Source organism: Paraburkholderia tuberum STM678 (genome assembly GCF_902833905.1).
Lineage (GTDB): Bacteria > Pseudomonadota > Gammaproteobacteria > Burkholderiales > Burkholderiaceae > Paraburkholderia > Paraburkholderia tuberum.
The window spans coordinates 1-16332 of sequence record NZ_CADFGP010000025.1 but is presented as its reverse complement, the minus strand read 5'-3'; the positions used below and the strand labels follow the sequence as shown (position 1 = coordinate 16332).

Below are 16332 nucleotides of genomic sequence, written 5' to 3'. Positions count from 1 at the left end.
CTTCACGCGCGCCGTCACGCATCGGCGCGCGCTTCGCGCAGCGTGACGAAACGCAGATGGCGCTCGCGTGCCGCTTCGATCACGCTCGGCAGCACCGCGAGAATCAGCGGCTGGCCTTCGATCGTCAGCGCGGCGTTGCCATCGTGCAGCAACAGGATGTCGCGCGCGGCGAGATCATCGAGCAGCCGCCGCGCAACCACGTGAGGGTCACGCTCGCGCGTATCGTAGCCGCGCCGTGTCCAGGCCGCGAGACGCAGATCGAGCTTGCGCAGCACCGGCTCCAGGAAGAGGTTGCGCAGGCCGGCGGGCGCGCGGAAAAACATCGGCCGCGCGCCGCTGACGGTTTCGAGCGTGCGTTGCGCGGCGGCGATCTCGCGCGTCAACGCGCGCGGAAACGTGACCGAAAACGTATGCATGTGCACCTGCGAGTGATTTTCGAGCCCATGCCCACGCGCGACGATCTCGCGCGCGAGTTGCGGATAACGCTCCACCTTCGCGCCGATGCAGAAGAACGTCGCGCGCACGTCGAACGCGTCGAGCAGATCGAGCACTTTTGGCGTGACGACGGGATCGGGACCGTCGTCGATGGTCAGCGCGATTGCATCCGCGTTGCGCGGGTTCGCGGGCAGGCGGGTCCAGTTGGGCCCGAGCAGGGTGGTGCGCGGCAATAGTCCGGCGATCGTGAACAGCGCGTGGTTCGCGACAATCGCGGCGAGCCACCATGGCCACGCGGCCGGTGCGACAGCCACGCCGATCAGCACGATCACGTGCCAGCCGATCGTGCCGTTCAGCAGTGCGGAGTTGCGGCTACGCGGCCAGCGGCGCGGCGGGTTCGGGCATTCATTCATCGAACGTGCTTCCAGTACGCCTTCCTCCGTCCCGGGAAGGCCGTGAATCTTGCGCGATGCGCAGCCGCGAACGATACCACTGTTGCGCTCGTCGACGTGCCGTTCGGCGGCCACGTATCCGGTGAAAGCGCGCTGAAAGACGTCGCGCGGTTTGCGATCGCTGATTCGCTGTTGTATGGTGCGGGGCGAAAAGAGTCGCGCGTGTCGATGGCGATCGGACCGATTGCCGCAACAAGCTCGCGTCGCTACCCAATACAACAGGAGATGCGTGATGTCGGAAACAGGAAACGGAAAAGTGGCGCTGGTGACGGGCGCGGGCAGCGGCATCGGCCGCGCGTGCGCACTGACGCTCGCGCAGCACGGCTATAGCGTGGTGCTCGCCGGCCGCCGCCAGGCCGCGCTCGATGCGGTCGCGCAGCAAGCGCGGGCGCTGCGCGGCGACGCGCTCGCGGTTGCGTGCGACGTGACCGACGCCGACAGCGTCGCCGCGCTTTTCGACACGATCCGCGCGCGCTTCGGCCGGCTCGACCTGCTGTTCAACAACGCGGGACGCAACGGCTCGCCCGTCGATCTCGACGAAGTGAGCATCGACGAATGGCGTTCCATCGTCGATACCAATCTGAACGGCGTGTTCCTGTGCACGCGCGCGGCGTTCGGCCTGATGAAGACGCAGAACCCGCGCGGTGGCCGCATCATCAACAACGGCTCGATCTCCGCGCATGCGCCGCGTCCGAACAGCGCCGCTTACACGGCGACCAAACACGCGATTACCGGACTCACGAAAGCGGTGTCGCTCGACGGCCGCAAATACGACATCGTGTGCGGGCAGATCGACATTGGCAACGCGGGGACCGAGATGGCCGCGCGAATGGCGCGCGGCGTGCCGCAAGCGAACGGCGAGATCGCGGTCGAGCCGCTGATGGACGTGCAGCACGTCGCCGACGCGGTGCTGCATATGGCGAGCCTGCCGCTGTCGGCGAACGTGCAGTTCATGACGATCATGGCGAGCAAGATGCCGTTCGTCGGGCGCGGCTGAGCGGCGCGCAGCACCGGCTCACAACGCCGGGGCGGGGAGCGGGGCGCGCGCGTTCAACTTATACTGGGCGCTCCGCCGTCTTTCCACGCAAAGCAAGCCGCCGTGCCCCGCGCCACACCCAGCGACGACCCGCCGCCACAGCCGCCCGTGCGGCCCGATCTCGACGACTGCTGTCATAGCGGCTGCACGCAGTGTGTGTTCGATCTCTACGATGAAGCGCTGGAGCGCTACGAGCTCGCGCTAGCTGCGTGGCACAAGCGGCAGGCGCAGAAGGCGCGGCCAGCGCGGCGACCGGACACGCAGGGCGCGAAGTCGAAACCGCAAGCCGACGCGCGTCGCTCGACACCCACGCGCGGCAAACCGAGCCCTCGCCGCTGATTCGCGCACGAATTCGCGCACGATCGTCCACCGTCCCCGTTATGACCGACCTTCAGCTCACGCCGACCGAATCTCTCACCGATCCGCACACGCTCGACGATCTGCACCGCTTCGTGCAGCGTCATCCGCGCCTGTTCGTGCTGACCGGCGCGGGCATCAGCACTGACTCCGGCATCCCCGGCTACCGGGACGACAACGGCGCATGGAACCGCTCGCCGCCGATCACGCTGCAGGAGTTCCTTGGCACGCCGGCGATGCGTCAGCGCTACTGGGCGCGCAGCATGGTCGGCTGGCCGCTCGTCGCGCGCGCGCAGCCGAATGCCGCGCATGTCGCGCTCGCGCGGCTCGAAGCGGCCGGTCACGTGCCGACGCTGGTCACGCAGAACGTCGACGGCTTGCATCAGCGCGCGGGCAGCCGCGACGTGATCGAGCTGCATGGCGGCATCGACGGCGTCAGTTGTCTCGACTGCGGCATGCAGCACTCGCGCGCGGCGATCCAGCAGACGCTCGAAGCCGACAACCCCGCTCTGCTCGACGTCACGGCCGAAGCCGCCGCCGATGGCGACGCGCATCTCGAGTGGCACGATCTCGGCGGTTTTCGCGTGCCGGCATGCGCGAACTGCGGCGGGTTGCTGAAGCCGTCGGTGGTGTTCTTCGGCGAGAACGTGCCGAAGGCGCGCGTCGAAGCGGCGTCGCATGCGCTCGATGCGGCCGACGCCGTGCTCGTGGCCGGCTCGTCGCTGATGGTGTATTCCGGCTACCGCTTCTGCGTGTGGGCGCAGCGCCAGGGCAAGCCGATCGCGGCGATCAACCTCGGCCGCACGCGCGCCGATCCGCTGCTGTCGCTGAAGGTGGTCGCGCCGTGCGGCGATACCTTGAGCACGCTCGCCGGTCTGCTGGCTGGCGATTGAGAATGAATAGATCCCGTGGATCACCGTCAAAACCTGAGGAACACCCAGAGCCGACCATGACTGACTCCCGGCAACATTCGCCATCCGCCGAACGCAATCGCGAACCGATCCTCGCCGTGCTGCGCGAGGCGCTGCCGGCGAGCGGCCGCGTGCTCGAAATCGCGAGCGGCACCGGTGAGCACGCGATCTGCTTCGCCGGCGCGCTGCCCGGTCTCGACTGGCAGCCGAGCGATGCCGATGCGCAGGCGCGCGAGTCGATTGCCGCGTGGACCGCGCACGCGGGGCTCGCGAACGTGCGCGCGCCGCTCGCGCTCGACGTGCATCAGCCGGACTGGGGCGTCGATGCGCTCGACGCCGTCGTCTGCATCAACATGATCCACATTTCGCTGTGGAGCGCGGCGCAGGCACTTTTCGACGGCGCGGGGCGGCGCCTCGTCGACGGCGGCGTGCTCTATCTATACGGTCCTTACCGGCGCGGCGGCGCGCACACGGCGCCGAGCAACGAAGCGTTCGATCAATGGTTGAAGAGCCGCGATCCCGAATGGGGCGTGCGCGATATGGAAGCGGTCGTCGCGCTCGGCGACACGGCGGGGCTCACCTGCGAACGGGTGGTCGCGATGCCCGCGAACAACTTCAGCCTGGTATTCACGAAGCGGGCAGGGTAGCGGGTGCACCGACGGGCCGCGCATTCGTCCACGCCTTGCGCCAAACCTCGGTCCGATCCCAAACCGAACCCGCCGCGCAAACGCCGACGCGCGCACAATACCTGTCGTCACGCGCAAACATGAGCACGACAGGAGCACGAGCAACTGGCGTGCTTGCCCCCTCCCAAGCGGCAAGCGCGCATTTCTTTTATCCTTTCACCCTCGACGCCGCGCCCGCCGTTCTCATGGCGCGGCGCCACGACATTTTTTTGGACTCTGGAGAATTCAAATGGGCAAACAGGCAATCGGCGTGGTGGGGCTGGCGGTCATGGGCCGCAATCTGGCGCTCAACATCGAGAGCCGCAGCCACGCGGTGTCGGTCTACAACCGTAGCCGCGCGAAAACCGACGAACTCATCGCCGAATTTCCGGACCGCAAACTGGTGCCGGCTTTCACGCTGGAAGAGTTCGTCGACTCGCTCGAAAAGCCGCGCCGCATTCTGATGATGGTCAAGGCCGGCGAGCCGACCGACGCGACCATTGCCTCGCTCAAGCCGCTGCTCGAAAAAGGCGACATCCTGATCGACGGCGGCAACACGCCTTTCACCGACACGATCCGCCGCAACCAGGAACTCGCGAAGGCGGGTCTGCATTTCATCGGCACCGGCGTCTCGGGCGGCGAGGAAGGCGCGCTGAAAGGCCCGTCGATCATGCCGGGCGGCCCGCGCGACGCGTACGACCTCGTCGCGCCGATCCTCACCGAGATCGCCGCGAAGGCGCCGGACGGCGAGCCCTGCGTCGCGTACATGGGACCGGACGGCGCGGGCCACTTCGTGAAGATGGTGCACAACGGCATCGAGTACGGCGACATGCAGCTGATCGCCGAAAGCTACGCGGTGTTGAAGCAGGTCGTCGGATTGTCGAACGAGGAACTCGGCAAGGTCTACACCGAGTGGAACCAGGGCGAGCTCGACAGCTATCTGATCGAAATCACGTCGAAGATCTTCGGCAAGAAGGACGACGAAACCGGCAAGGACCTCGTCGACGTGATTCTCGACCGTGCCGCGCAGAAGGGCACCGGCAAGTGGACCAGCCAGAACGCGCTCGACCTCGGCGCGCCGTTGCCGCTGATCACCGAGGCGGTGTTCGCGCGGGTGCTGTCGTCGCTGAAGACGCAGCGCGTGGCCGCGAGCAAGGTGCTGGAAGGTCCGCAGGCGAGACCGCTCGAAGGCGCGAAGGACGCGTTCATCGAATCGGTGCGCCGCGCGTTGTACTTCAGCAAGGTGATCTCGTACGCGCAGGGCTTCGCGCAGTTGCGCGCCGCGTCGGAAGAGTACAACTGGGATCTCGACTACGGGACGATCGCGAAGATTTTCCGCGCGGGCTGCATCATCCGCGCGCGCTTCCTGCAGAAGATCACCGACGCCTATTCGAAGGACAAGGCGCTCGCGAACCTGCTGCTCGACCCGTACTTCCGCGACATCGCGAAGAACTACCAGGCGGCGCTGCGCGAAGTCGTGGTGGCCGCGGTCAACGCGGGTGTGCCGGTGCCGGCATTCGCGTCGGCGATCGCGTATTTCGACGCCTACCGCTCGGAGCGTCTGCCCGCGAACCTCGTGCAAGCGCAGCGCGACTTCTTCGGCGCGCATACGTTCGAACGCATCGACAAGCCGGGCAGCTTCCACGCGCAGTGGAGCTGAGCGGTTGAAAAAACGGCCCGGCGCGCCATGGTGACAGGGCGCGCCGGGCCGTTGCTCCGTTTGGATCGGCAAGGAAACGCCGCATTATTACCAAATGTCTTGCGGGTTAAAAGCGGACTTAAAGAATGCCCAAATGATTATTGCGACGGCAGCAATAGAGTTTCACTGGTTTAAGGGTTTACCCTAGGTCGAGACACCTCTAGACTTGTTTTCAATCGCTGAGGGATAAGCAGAAACCCGAAGCGCACCACACAACAAGTCCTTTGGAGGTTAATCATGAAGACCCTGATTTCCGCTGTTGCTATCGCCGCCGCCCTCGTTGTTCCGGTCGCGTCGTTCGCTCAAGCGAGTCAGCCGGTGACCCGTGCTCAGGTTCGCGCTGAACTGATTCAACTCGAAAAGGCCGGCTACAACCCGAGCGCCAGCGACGTGAACTACCCGGCCGACATCCAGGCAGCGCAAGCACGCGTCGATGCGCAACGCGGCACGGCCATCGCGGCCAACCCCGCAGACACCAGCGGCTACGGCGCTCCGGCCGCCGGCACATCGCAAGCCGGCCACGCTGTCATTCCGGCGAAGGCCAACCGTGACTCGGTGTACTTCGGCAACTAATCGCAGTAGAAGTCCGCAGATATAGTGGGTAGTTGTAGTGCGCTGTAGACGCCGCTTCGTGGAATAGCGCGAACGCGGCGGGCAAGAAAAAACGCCATCCAGTTCGATCGGATGGCGTTTTGTCGTTTACGGCGCCGTGCTGCGACGTTCCCGTCAATGCAGCGTTCGCTGCCGCCGGCCGATGTCATCGAACAGCGCGCGGCTCGGCTCCAGCGCGAGCAGCCACGATTCGTCGTAGTCGCTCAGGTTGTCGAGCGCCTCGCGCAGCCGTTCGAGCGCCACCGCCGGCAGCTCGACGCTCGCTTCGACCCCGCTCGACAGTCTCGCGATGCTCGCCAGTTGCACGAGCGCGTCGGCGGCCTCGGCAACTTCGGCGGCGAAGATCAGATGCGTGTTCAGCAGTTCGACGAGGCCGGCAGACGCCGCCACATCGTCGACGTTGAGTTGCACGGCCAGAAAGGTGGCTTTGTTCATGCTCGATTCCTCCCAGAATCCCAACGTTGTCGTGAGCTGCTCCGCGCGGCTTGACTGAGTATAGGCGATGGTCGATCGCCTGCAATGATCGGACGGAACGACCGTGGCGGCTTGCTCGCCCAGACGCGCGGGCCACGCGACCTATAATAGGGCCAGCCGCGCGAGCGCCGACGCCGTGGGCGCACGGCGCCGCCCGCCGGGTTTGCGCTTGCCAATTGCTCATCGACCATGAAGATCATCCGCAGCAGAAGCTTCACCGCGTCGCGTGCCTGGGGCGCGCTCGACATCGCGAACATGAACGGCATCACCACGCGTCTGCATTGGACCGACCAGCCGTACAAGTGGCACGTGAACGACGGCGAGGAGGTATTCGCCGTGCTCGACGGCCGCGTCGAAATGCGCTATCGCGAAGACGGCGTCGAACGCACGACAGTGCTCGAAACCGGCGACGTGTTCCATGCGTCGGTCGGCACCGAGCATGTCGCGCATCCGCTGGGCGCGGCACGCGTGCTCGTCGTCGAAAAGCAGGGCAGCGTCTGAAGAACACGGCAGTTTGCCGGCGCGCGTGTGGCGGTCGCGCACAATATCCAGGCGGCAACGGACAACCGCGACCGTGTGCAAGCGTGACGGCACGGCAATTGCTACGGCGTCGATTGAATTGGATTGAGACACAGGTCGAGGAAAATCAGATGACACGACAATGGCAACCGACGGCGATCCGCCTGCTGATGGCGGCGGCGCTCGGTGTGGCGATCGCCGGCTGCACGACGATGCCGTGGGAAAGCACGCCGTTCTACAGCAACGCGCCGTCGAGCACGACCAGCCTCGCGACCGTCCCGGTGCCCGCCGGCTACTATCGCGTCAATCCGGGCGATACGCTGTCCGGCATCGCTTCGGCCTATGGACGAAGGCCGCAGGAAATCGCGGCCTGGAACGGCTTGCCGGTCAACGCGGCGGTCGCGCCCGGCCAGGTGCTGCGCGTTTCGCCGCCGATGGCCTCGGGCAGCGTGGTCACGCCGCCGGTCGCGGTGGCGCCGGGCGCGCCAGCCGCGCCGGGCGCGACGGCGAACGTGCCGCCGGGCGCCGTACCCGGTGCGCCGGCCCCTGCCGCCGTGCCACAGCAGGGCGTGCTGCAATGGCCATTGCGCGGACCGATCCTGCGCGCGTTCGCGCCGGGCAAATCCAACGGCATCGTGATCGGCGGCCAACCCGGTGATCCGGTCAAGGCCGCGGCGACCGGCCGCGTGGTGTACGCGGGCACCGGCATCGAAGCCTACGGCCCGCTCATCATCATCAAGCACAACGATTCGCTGATCACCGCGTACGGCCAGAACAGCCAGCTACTCGTCAAGGAAGGCGATGCGGTGGCGCAAGGGCAGACGATCGGCGAGGTCGGTGTCGATAGCCACGGCGTCGCGTCGATCCAGTTCGAAGTGCGCGAGAACGGCCAGCCGGTCGATCCGCTCCAGTGGTTGCCGAAGCCTGGCGGCTGAGCGTCCCCGTCGCGACTGTTGGCTCATCGCAGCCGGATCGGCGCGCTTCTCGGGGATGCATCGATTTTCAGCGTCGTCTGAATTGAATACACTGTATGGCTCGTTTGCCGGCGCGCGCGTTCCTTCCGGGAATGAACGGGCGGCCGGTTGCCGTAGGCTGTCATTCATGGACGCACAGGGACACACAATGATCGATTTGCGCAGCGATACCGTTACCCGTCCGACTCCGCCGATGCTCGCGGCGATGTCGGCGGCCGAAGTCGGCGACGACGTCTGGGGCGACGACCCCACCGTCCTGCGTCTGCAGGCCACGCTGGCCGAGCGCACCGGCAAGGAAGCGGGGCTGTTCTTCCCGAGCGGCACACAAAGCAACCTCGCCGCGTTGATGGCGCACTGCGCGCGCGGCGACGAATACATCGTCGGCCAGCTCGCGCACACCTACAAATACGAGGGCGGCGGCGCGGCCGTGCTCGGCAGCATCCAGCCCCAACCGCTCGAAAACGCCGCCGACGGCTCGATCCCGCTCGACAAGATCGCCGCCGCAATCAAGCCGATCGACGATCACTTCGCGCGCACGCGGTTGCTCGCGTTGGAAAACACGATCGGCGGCAAGGTGTTGCCGGCGCAGTACGTCGCCGATGCGACGCGGCTCGCGCGCGAGCGCGGCCTCGCGACCCACCTCGACGGCGCGCGCGTGTTCAACGCGGCGGTCGCGGCGGGCAAGCCGGTCGCGGCGCTGGCCGAGCCGTTCGATTCGGTGTCGATCTGTTTTTCGAAGGGACTGGGCGCGCCGGTCGGCTCGGTGCTGGTCGGCAGCCGCGCGCTGATCGACGTCGCGCATCGCTGGCGCAAGGTGCTCGGCGGCGGCATGCGCCAGGCTGGCGTGCTCGCGGCGGCGTGCCTGTACGCGCTCGATCACAACGTCGAGCGGCTCGCCGACGACCACGCAAACGCCGCGCATCTGGCGGCGGGGCTGGAGACGATCGAGCAGGTGAAGGTGCAGTCGGTCGCGACGAACATGGTGTTCGCGCAGTTTCCGCAGCAGCATTGCGCGCCGCTCGAGGCGTGGCTCAAGGAGCGCGGCATCCTCACGCAGATGCTGTACGCGTCGCGCTTCGTCACGCACATGGATGTGTCGCGCGACGATATCGACACGTTCATTGCCGCGGTGAAGGGGTATTTCGCGGCACGTTGATCGCGCCGCGTTGCTCGGAAGCGAGGCGGCTCGCGTGGTTGCCGCCTCGTCTTCCCGCACTGGCTCCAACTCGTGCGCGCTCGTTCGAGGCGCGCTTCATTCAGGCTTCATCCCCGCCTCACGCGCCGTCCGGCGCATATCTCACCTGACCGCTGCCTTCGTCTGCACGCCCGCGCGATGCGACGGCGCGAGCAGCCGCAAGCCGCTCGCCAGGCTCGCCGCGCCGGCGAAGAACGCGCCGAGGCCGAGCGCGAGCGTCGGCCCATGCTGGCGGCCGGCAATGCCGAAGCACAGCGCGACCAGCGCCGCGCCGGTCGCCTGTCCGAGCAGCCGCGCGGTCGCCACGATGCCGCTCGCGCCGCCGCTACGCTCCGGCGGCGCGCTCGCCATCAGCGCCTTCAGGTTCGGCGACTGGAAAAAGCCGAAACCCGCGCCGCAGATCGCCATACGGATGCCGATGTCGAGCACGTGCGGATGGGCGGGCAGCATCGCCAGCGAGGCCATCCCCGCCGACAGCACCGCTAGCCCGATCGCGCCGAGCAGCCCCGGCGGGTAGCGGTCCGACAGGCCGCCCGCGAGCGGCGCGGCGAGCGCGACCACGACGGGCCACGGCGTCATCAGGAAGCCGGTTTCGACCTGGCTGCGCAGCAGCACGTCCTCGAAATAGAACGGCAGCGACACGAACGCTAGGCCCTGCGCGGCGAACGAGCACACGGCCGTCACCGCCGACAGCGCGAACACCGGCCGCTTGAACAGATCGACAGGCAGCATGGGCGCGGGGTGGCCGGCCTCGCGGCGGATCAGCAGCAGCCCGAACACGCCGGCGAGCGCCGCGGCGCTGAGCACGATCTGCAGCGACGCGCGTTGCGCCGCCTCGCCGAGCGCGAAGATCAGCGCGGCGAACGTGACCACGTTGAGCAGCGCCGCCACCGGATCGAGCGGGTGCCGGCTCTGCGCGGTATGCGGCAGCGCCGGCATCGCGAAGCTCAGCGCGAGTACACCGAGCGGCACGTTGACCGCGAACAGCCACGGCCAGGTCGCGACCGACAGAATCAGCGACGCCACCGTCGGCCCGACCGCGAACGACACGCCGACGATCAGCGCATTGGTGCCAAGCCCGCGACCGAGCCGATGCGGCGGGTACAGATAGCGGATCAGCGCGGTGTTGACGCTCATGATCGCGCTGGCGCCCAAGCCCTGCACGATGCGCGCGGCGGCGAGCAGCGGCAGCGTCGGCGCCATCGCGCAGCCGAGCGAGCTCAGCGTGAACAGCGCGATGCCGCCGATATAGATGCGCCGATGTCCGACGATATCGCCGAGCGCGGCGAGCGGCAGCAGCGTCGCGACCATCGCGAGCTGATATGCGTTGATGATCCAGACCGAGGCGGCCGGCGCCGCGTGCAGGTCGCCGGCGATCGCGGGCAGCGCGGTGTTGGCGATCGCGGTATCGAGCGTGGCGAGCGCGACGGCGAGCATGATCGCGGCCATCGCCCGGCGGTTGGCGGCCGACATCGGGCCGTCGGCGGGGAGAGTCGGCGTGGGGACGCCGACGGCGGGGCTGAGCTTATCGGACAAGGCGTGGCTCGCGGGGTTGGGCATGCCGGTGTCGGTCGCTTCCGGAGAGGCGACGCGCTCGGGCGGCGGTTTCGTCGAGGGTCAGGCGCGCGCTGTCGGTCCACGGGGGATCGACGTGGCGGCTTGTGCGGCGCAACGTCGCGATTGTTGCAGAGACGGCACGATCGTGCAGGGAGGCGGGCAGGAACCGGGAGGCGGCTAGAAGATGAGGCGCTTTGATCGATCTCAATGAAACGCAACTAACCGCCAATCCCGCCCGCCATCTCCAAATCGGCGCGCGCCCCCCGTCAAATCCAACACACACACGACAGAACCGCCCGGCAGAACGGGCCGCCCGATTCGATCACAAAATCAGGCTATTCGGGGCTTCATCCGCTCGTCACGCATCGGAAAAATAATCGATGTGCGGCTCGCAGATGCTTCGGGCGTTTGCCTTCCCCAACCCGCTTTCGTCACCCGACTCACGCGCGCCGATGCCCACCCAGAGTGCCGCTGCCACGCAGCTTTGCACCGCGTCCGGGCGCCCGCCGCGGCTCGGTCGCGCGGCAGCGGGCGAGCTCGCTGGGCACGCCGTATGCATTACCGTCCGCTCGCGTGCCAGTGTGCGCGATCCCTAAAATGTCCTACTCTATTTTTTTAAACCGCTCCGACAGGCACGCGCCTCCCGTCCGTCTCCCGTGCGGTTCGCGTTTGCGATGTCGACCTTCCCGGAGGCTTCGATGACAGCCGTCGATCTGGAATTCGACCAGCTCAACAGTACCGTCGACGCGCTACGGCGCTCAATTTCGAATCGCATGATGTACGGCGTCGGCAAGGACGCCGTCACCGCTCACCCGCACGACTGGCTGCACGCGGCCGCGCTGGCCGTGCGCGACCGGCTCGTCGCGCGCTGGATGAAGACCACGCGCCTGCAATACGAGCAGGACGTGAAGCGGGTCTACTACCTGTCGATGGAGTTTCTGATCGGCAGGACCTTTACCAACGCGCTACTCGCGCTCGGCATTCACGATCAGATGAAGGAGGCGCTCGCGAGCCTCGGCGTCGACATGGACGCGCTGATCGATCTCGAACCCGACGCAGCGCTTGGCAACGGCGGCCTCGGCCGGCTCGCGGCGTGCTTTCTCGACTCGATGGCGACGCTCGGCATTCCGGGCTTCGGCTACGGCATCCGTTACCAGTACGGCATGTTCCGTCAGGAAATCGTCAACGGCGAGCAGGTCGAGGCGCCCGACTATTGGCTGCGCGCCGGCAACCCATGGGAATTTCCGCGACCCGAAATCAAGTACATGGTGCACTTCGGCGGCCGCACCGTGCAGCGCGGCGACAAGACCGAATGGATCGACACCGAGCATGTGAACGCGACCGCCTACGACACCGTGATCCCCGGCTACGCGACCGACGCAACCAACACGCTGCGCCTATGGTCCGCGCGCGCGACCGAGGAACTCGACCTCGGCGCATTCAATCGTGGCGACTACCGCAACGCGGTCGACACCAAGAACATGTCGGAGAACGTGTCGCGGCTGCTCTATCCGGACGATTCGACGCCGGCGGGCCGCGAGTTGCGGCTGCGCCAGGAGTACTTCTTCGTGTCGGCGACGATGCAGGATCTGATCCGCCGCTATCAGCGCACGCACAGCACGTTCGGACGCTTCTCGGAGAAGGTCGCGGTGCATCTGAACGACACGCACCCGGTGCTCGCGATTCCCGAGCTGATGCGCCTGCTCGTCGACGAGCATCATGTGCCGTGGGACAAGGCGTGGAAACACTTGACGCAGATCTTCTCGTACACGAATCACACGCTGATGCCCGAGGCGCTCGAAACATGGGATGTCGAAATGTTGTCACGCCTGCTGCCGCGGCATCTCGAGATCATCTTCGAAATCAACGCACAGTTTCTGAAGCACGTCAGCGAGCACTCGGGCCACGACGCCGAGATGATCCGCCGCATTTCGCTCGTCGATGAATATGGGCAGCGGCGCGTGCGCATGGCGTATCTGGCGATCGTCGCGAGTCACAAGGTGAACGGCGTGTCGAAGCTGCATTCGCAGCTGATGACGCGCGACATCTTCGCCGACTTCGCGCGCATCTATCCGGACCGCTTCACCAACGTGACCAACGGCATCACGCCGCGCCGCTGGCTCGCGCAGGCGAGTCCGTCGCTGTCGTCGCTGATCGACGCGCGCATCGGCACACACTGGCGCAGCAATCTGTTCGAGCTCGAGCAGCTGCGTAATCTGCGCAAGGACGACGAGTTCGTCGAAGCGTTCCGCGAGGCCAAACGACAGAGCAAGCTGCGGCTCGTGCACCGGCTCGCGCATCACACGAAGCTGCACTTCGATCCGGACGCGCTGTTCGATCTGCAGGTCAAGCGCATTCACGAATACAAGCGCCAGTTGCTGAACTTGCTGCACGTGATCGTACGCTACAACGAGATTCGCGCGAATCCGGAGCGCGACTGGGTGCCGCGCGTCGTGCTGTTCGCGGGCAAAGCCGCGTCCGCGTACCGGATGGCCAAGACGATCATCAAGCTGATCGGCGACGTCAGCGAGAAGGTCAATCATGATCCGCTGATCGGCGACAGGCTGAAGGTCGTGTTCGTGCCGAACTACGGGGTCAGCGTGGCCGAGCTGATCATTCCGGCGGCCGATCTGTCGGAGCAGATCTCGATGGCCGGCACCGAGGCGTCGGGCACCGGCAACATGAAGCTCGCGCTCAATGGCGCATTGACGATCGGCACGATGGACGGCGCGAACATCGAGATCTGCGACGCGGTGGGGCGCGAGAACATCTTCATCTTCGGTCACTCCGCCGACGAGGTGGACGACCTGCGCGCAAGCGGCTATCGGCCGCGGCGGATTTACGAGGAAAACGAAACACTGCGCACCGCGCTCGATCAGATTCGCACGGGCTACTTTTCGCCGGACGATCCGCTGCGCTTCTCGGATATCTTTCACACGCTGGTCGACTGGGGCGATCACTATATGGTGCTCGCCGATTTCGACGCGTTCGCGAAGGCGCAGAACGAAGTGGATGCGCGTTTCGTCGACAAGCACGCGTGGGCCGAAAGCGCGATCGAGAACGTCGCGGGGATGGGGCAGTTCTCGTCGGATCGAACGATCGGCGAGTATGCGCGCAATATCTGGCGCGTGAGTCCGCTCAGTCTCGACTGAGCGCGAGATGACGGCAACGTAGTCGTTGCTTGCGGGCAAGCAGATCGAAAGCCGTGCGAGGCTGGTGCTGATCCGTCGCGCACGGCTTCGTCATGTTCGATCGTCGCCCCGCGTCAAGCCTTCGGCGCGGCAGCCGCGGCCTTCGCCCGATGCACTGCCTCGCCGACGCGTTCGACGAACTCGCGATCCGTACTCATCAGCGCTTCGCGCTCGCCGTCGGCCGTCTTGACCATCAGCCGATGCGTGATGTCCTGGGTCACCCAGGTAAGCCAACCGACCACGATCAGCATCACCCCGCATACGAGTCCCGACGCCGAGTGCAGCACGCCCCCGACGATTGCGCCGATCAGCCCGGCCACCGAGATCACGAGCGGCACGACCTTGTTCTTCTGCACGGTCACGACCCGCACGTCGACGATATCGCGCAGCGGGAAGACCTGACCTGCGGATGAGAGGGCGTTGCGCGTGACCGACACGCCGCGATCGTTGAAAGGGCTTTCCATTGTTTCAATGCGAGGGTGGTGAAGCGCGCAGCGTAGCAGACTTCCTTCAAATTCCTAAAGTTACGGACTTTTCTATCCCCTCTCAGGCCCGTGTTGCAAGGGGGAGCGAATCCAATGACTAAAAAAACAGTTGAGGGATTTTCTGACTAAAATATGGCGGCGCGAGTCAAAGAGTGGTTGCGGCAGCCTTTGTGGCACATCCGTTAGATTCTGGCGCTCAGTGGTAGGCGCTGATTGCAAAATTGAACAGCGAGTCGCGAACCGGCGATTCATCGAAAACGCTTAGTACTACTGTGTCACATAACTAATTGCGCGCCCTATTGTCGTACAGGAGGAGAGCCATCGTTGCATGAGCCTTAGTCCAAGCAGGATGCGTAACGTAGTAATGGAATCAGGAACGTGGCGTTGAGCGCGCTGGACTGCCCCGGGGGATGTAATCCGGGGGAAGGGCAGGCAGCGCGCGTTCAAGGAAGTTTTTTTTATCGCGTCCATCTGATTGCATTCGGAGTCGCTGAGCCATCAGAAACCCATACGCAGCGATACTCAGTGTGGCGTGGTGGTGAAAGCCACGCCAGCCACGCCCTTCGTAATGACCAAGCCCGAACTCCTGTTTCAGGTCCTGATAGTCGCGTTCGATGCGCCAGCGCATCTTGGTCACGAACACAAGCTGCTCAAGTGTCGCCTCCTCAGGGGCGGTAGTGAGAAAGTATTTGAGCGGCTCCGTATCGCCCTCAGGCCATTCAATGAGCAGCCATTCTTCGTCGCGAACGGTACTTCGCCAATAGTCGCGATGTGCGGGACGAACCCGCACGGCGGCAAAGCGCGAGGAAAGTGCTGCGTTGCTGCCTTCGCGCCAGGTTACGGATTGCCAGGCGTCCACGGGTAATTGCATGGCCAGTTCCTTCATGGCGATCGGCTCGTGGCCGGGCGCACGGCGCAACAATGTCGGTGGCTTGCCGCGCCCGCGCCAGGGCCTGGGCGGAAGCGGCGCCGTACCTGGTGCCCACACCGAGGTGCCCGGCCGGATCCCTACCGCGTACAACAAACCCAGTTTCGTTACGCCATCCCGGAAAGCGGTTTCGTCGCCGTACCCGGCATCGGCCAGCACGATGCCCGGCGCAACGCCGGATGCTATAGCCTCGCGAAGCTGGGCCAGCGCAATCTGTGGCTTGGTCTCGAAAGCCAGATCGTCGGGAATGCCCGCACGACGGGCACGTTCCCGGTCGTCAATCCATTCCTGGGGGACATACAACTGCCAGGCAATCGGCAGGCTGCCGCGTTGTGTCGCGATCGACAGGCTCACGGCGATCTGACAGTTATCCTGTTTGCCCAGTTGCCCACAGTATTGCCGAGCTACGCCGACCGAATGCTTGCCCTTCTTCGGGAAGCCCGTGTCGTCAATAATCCAGTAATAGCCAGCCTCTTGAGCAGCGTGCAGGCCTAACGCGGGCATCACCCATTCGCGTACCCGCTCCAGGACCGCCCGGCCACACCATTCTGCCTTGGCCACAAAGTGATGGAGTGACTGGTGTTTCGCACTCGCGTGAACTGGGTCAATATGCGCGGCCATCGGCTCGACGCTCTTGCGTGACAGCGGCAACACCAGGCCCGAACAGTAACCCTTGAGGCCGGCATGGCGATCGGCGTGCCCTAACGCCTGCCCCAGATGATCCAGATACGCGTCAAATTCGTCGACATCTTCTCTCATCGCGATCGCCCGAAGTCTGTATTATTTAATACTACCAGGTATTACCTTGCTGCAAATCAATTTTTGTGACACAGTAAGATTAG

The 16332-nt window shown here is 65.5% G+C and carries 15 protein-coding genes; 10 read left to right on the top strand and 5 right to left on the bottom strand.

From position 1 onward, the window contains the following. Nucleotides 1–14: 14 nt before the first annotated feature. Complete coding sequence (locus HWY30_RS21785; protein WP_090810454.1) at nucleotides 15–848, bottom strand: polysaccharide deacetylase family protein; 834 nt, start codon at nucleotides 846–848, stop codon at nucleotides 15–17. A 271-nt stretch (nucleotides 849–1119) separates the two neighbouring features. Between HWY30_RS21785 and HWY30_RS21780 the strand changes: the two genes are divergently transcribed. From HWY30_RS21780 to HWY30_RS21755, 6 genes are all read left to right on the top strand, one after another. Beyond that, the gene (locus HWY30_RS21780; RefSeq protein WP_090809366.1) at nucleotides 1120–1884 is read left to right on the top strand and encodes an SDR family oxidoreductase; all 765 of its coding nucleotides are present in this window, start codon (nucleotides 1120–1122) and stop codon (nucleotides 1882–1884) included. Nucleotides 1885–1986: 102 nt separating this feature from the next. Beyond that, complete coding sequence (locus HWY30_RS21775) at nucleotides 1987–2262, top strand: oxidoreductase-like domain-containing protein (protein WP_090809369.1); 276 nt, start codon at nucleotides 1987–1989, stop codon at nucleotides 2260–2262. A 41-nt stretch (nucleotides 2263–2303) separates the two neighbouring features. Continuing rightward, complete coding sequence (locus tag HWY30_RS21770; RefSeq protein WP_090809371.1) at nucleotides 2304–3173, top strand: NAD-dependent protein deacetylase; 870 nt, start codon at nucleotides 2304–2306, stop codon at nucleotides 3171–3173. 56 nt (nucleotides 3174–3229) lie between these two features. Next, nucleotides 3230–3838: a DUF938 domain-containing protein gene (locus HWY30_RS21765; protein ID WP_090809373.1), complete on the top strand. Its 609-nt coding sequence runs from the start codon at nucleotides 3230–3232 to the stop codon at nucleotides 3836–3838. Nucleotides 3839–4106: 268 nt separating this feature from the next. After that, nucleotides 4107–5516 (top strand): NADP-dependent phosphogluconate dehydrogenase, encoded by a 1410-nt coding sequence (gene gndA, locus HWY30_RS21760; RefSeq protein WP_090809375.1) that lies wholly within the window; start codon nucleotides 4107–4109, stop codon nucleotides 5514–5516. A 276-nt stretch (nucleotides 5517–5792) separates the two neighbouring features. Then, the gene (locus HWY30_RS21755; protein WP_090809377.1) at nucleotides 5793–6128 is read left to right on the top strand and encodes a DUF4148 domain-containing protein; all 336 of its coding nucleotides are present in this window, start codon (nucleotides 5793–5795) and stop codon (nucleotides 6126–6128) included. Nucleotides 6129–6281: 153 nt separating this feature from the next. Here HWY30_RS21755 and HWY30_RS21750 read toward each other — a convergent pair whose 3' ends face one another. Then, on the bottom strand, nucleotides 6282–6602 hold the full coding sequence (locus HWY30_RS21750; protein WP_090809379.1) for a hypothetical protein: 321 nt from the start codon (nucleotides 6600–6602) through the stop codon (nucleotides 6282–6284). 228 nt (nucleotides 6603–6830) lie between these two features. Here HWY30_RS21750 and HWY30_RS21745 point away from each other — a divergent pair, with 228 nt between their 5' ends. The 3 genes from HWY30_RS21745 to ltaE all read left to right on the top strand — a co-directional run bounded on the left by HWY30_RS21745 (nucleotide 6831) and on the right by ltaE (nucleotide 9290). Beyond that, nucleotides 6831–7142 (top strand): cupin domain-containing protein, encoded by a 312-nt coding sequence (locus HWY30_RS21745; protein ID WP_090809381.1) that lies wholly within the window; start codon nucleotides 6831–6833, stop codon nucleotides 7140–7142. 149 nt (nucleotides 7143–7291) lie between these two features. Continuing rightward, nucleotides 7292–8095, top strand: a complete 804-nt coding sequence (locus HWY30_RS21740) for a peptidoglycan DD-metalloendopeptidase family protein (protein ID WP_090810456.1) — start codon at nucleotides 7292–7294, stop codon at nucleotides 8093–8095. 187 nt (nucleotides 8096–8282) lie between these two features. Continuing rightward, complete coding sequence (ltaE, locus tag HWY30_RS21735; protein ID WP_090809383.1) at nucleotides 8283–9290, top strand: low-specificity L-threonine aldolase; 1008 nt, start codon at nucleotides 8283–8285, stop codon at nucleotides 9288–9290. A gap of 141 nt (nucleotides 9291–9431) precedes the next feature. Here ltaE and HWY30_RS21730 read toward each other — a convergent pair whose 3' ends face one another. After that, on the bottom strand, nucleotides 9432–10802 hold the full coding sequence (locus HWY30_RS21730) for an MFS transporter (protein ID WP_176078930.1): 1371 nt from the start codon (nucleotides 10800–10802) through the stop codon (nucleotides 9432–9434). Between the two features lie 782 nt (nucleotides 10803–11584). Here HWY30_RS21730 and HWY30_RS21725 point away from each other — a divergent pair. Further along, complete coding sequence (locus HWY30_RS21725; RefSeq protein WP_090810458.1) at nucleotides 11585–14038, top strand: glycogen/starch/alpha-glucan phosphorylase; 2454 nt, start codon at nucleotides 11585–11587, stop codon at nucleotides 14036–14038. Between the two features lie 113 nt (nucleotides 14039–14151). Here HWY30_RS21725 and HWY30_RS21720 read toward each other — a convergent pair whose 3' ends face one another. Continuing rightward, a complete protein-coding gene (locus HWY30_RS21720) occupies nucleotides 14152–14541 on the bottom strand; it encodes a DUF6232 family protein (protein ID WP_090809387.1) in 390 nt (129 codons plus the stop codon). Between the two features lie 391 nt (nucleotides 14542–14932). Beyond that, nucleotides 14933–16249, bottom strand: coding sequence for an IS701 family transposase (locus tag HWY30_RS21715; protein ID WP_176078927.1), 1317 nt, complete (start codon nucleotides 16247–16249; stop codon nucleotides 14933–14935). Between the last annotated feature and the right edge of the window lie 83 nt (nucleotides 16250–16332).

Coding starts and splice junctions, on each gene's coding strand:
- ltaE (WP_090809383.1), top strand. CDS start 8,283: ATGATCGATTTGCGCAGCGATACCGTTACCCGTCCGACTCCGCCGATG.
- HWY30_RS21745 (WP_090809381.1), top strand. CDS start 6,831: ATGAAGATCATCCGCAGCAGAAGCTTCACCGCGTCGCGTGCCTGGGGC.
- HWY30_RS21785 (WP_090810454.1), bottom strand. CDS start 848: ATGAATGAATGCCCGAACCCGCCGCGCCGCTGGCCGCGTAGCCGCAAC.
- HWY30_RS21720 (WP_090809387.1), bottom strand. CDS start 14,541: ATGGAAAGCCCTTTCAACGATCGCGGCGTGTCGGTCACGCGCAACGCC.
- HWY30_RS21730 (WP_176078930.1), bottom strand. CDS start 10,802: ATGTCGGCCGCCAACCGCCGGGCGATGGCCGCGATCATGCTCGCCGTC.
- HWY30_RS21750 (WP_090809379.1), bottom strand. CDS start 6,602: ATGAACAAAGCCACCTTTCTGGCCGTGCAACTCAACGTCGACGATGTG.
- HWY30_RS21755 (WP_090809377.1), top strand. CDS start 5,793: ATGAAGACCCTGATTTCCGCTGTTGCTATCGCCGCCGCCCTCGTTGTT.
- HWY30_RS21765 (WP_090809373.1), top strand. CDS start 3,230: ATGACTGACTCCCGGCAACATTCGCCATCCGCCGAACGCAATCGCGAA.
- HWY30_RS21770 (WP_090809371.1), top strand. CDS start 2,304: ATGACCGACCTTCAGCTCACGCCGACCGAATCTCTCACCGATCCGCAC.
- HWY30_RS21740 (WP_090810456.1), top strand. CDS start 7,292: ATGACACGACAATGGCAACCGACGGCGATCCGCCTGCTGATGGCGGCG.
- gndA (WP_090809375.1), top strand. CDS start 4,107: ATGGGCAAACAGGCAATCGGCGTGGTGGGGCTGGCGGTCATGGGCCGC.
- HWY30_RS21725 (WP_090810458.1), top strand. CDS start 11,585: ATGACAGCCGTCGATCTGGAATTCGACCAGCTCAACAGTACCGTCGAC.
- HWY30_RS21780 (WP_090809366.1), top strand. CDS start 1,120: ATGTCGGAAACAGGAAACGGAAAAGTGGCGCTGGTGACGGGCGCGGGC.
- HWY30_RS21715 (WP_176078927.1), bottom strand. CDS start 16,249: ATGAGAGAAGATGTCGACGAATTTGACGCGTATCTGGATCATCTGGGG.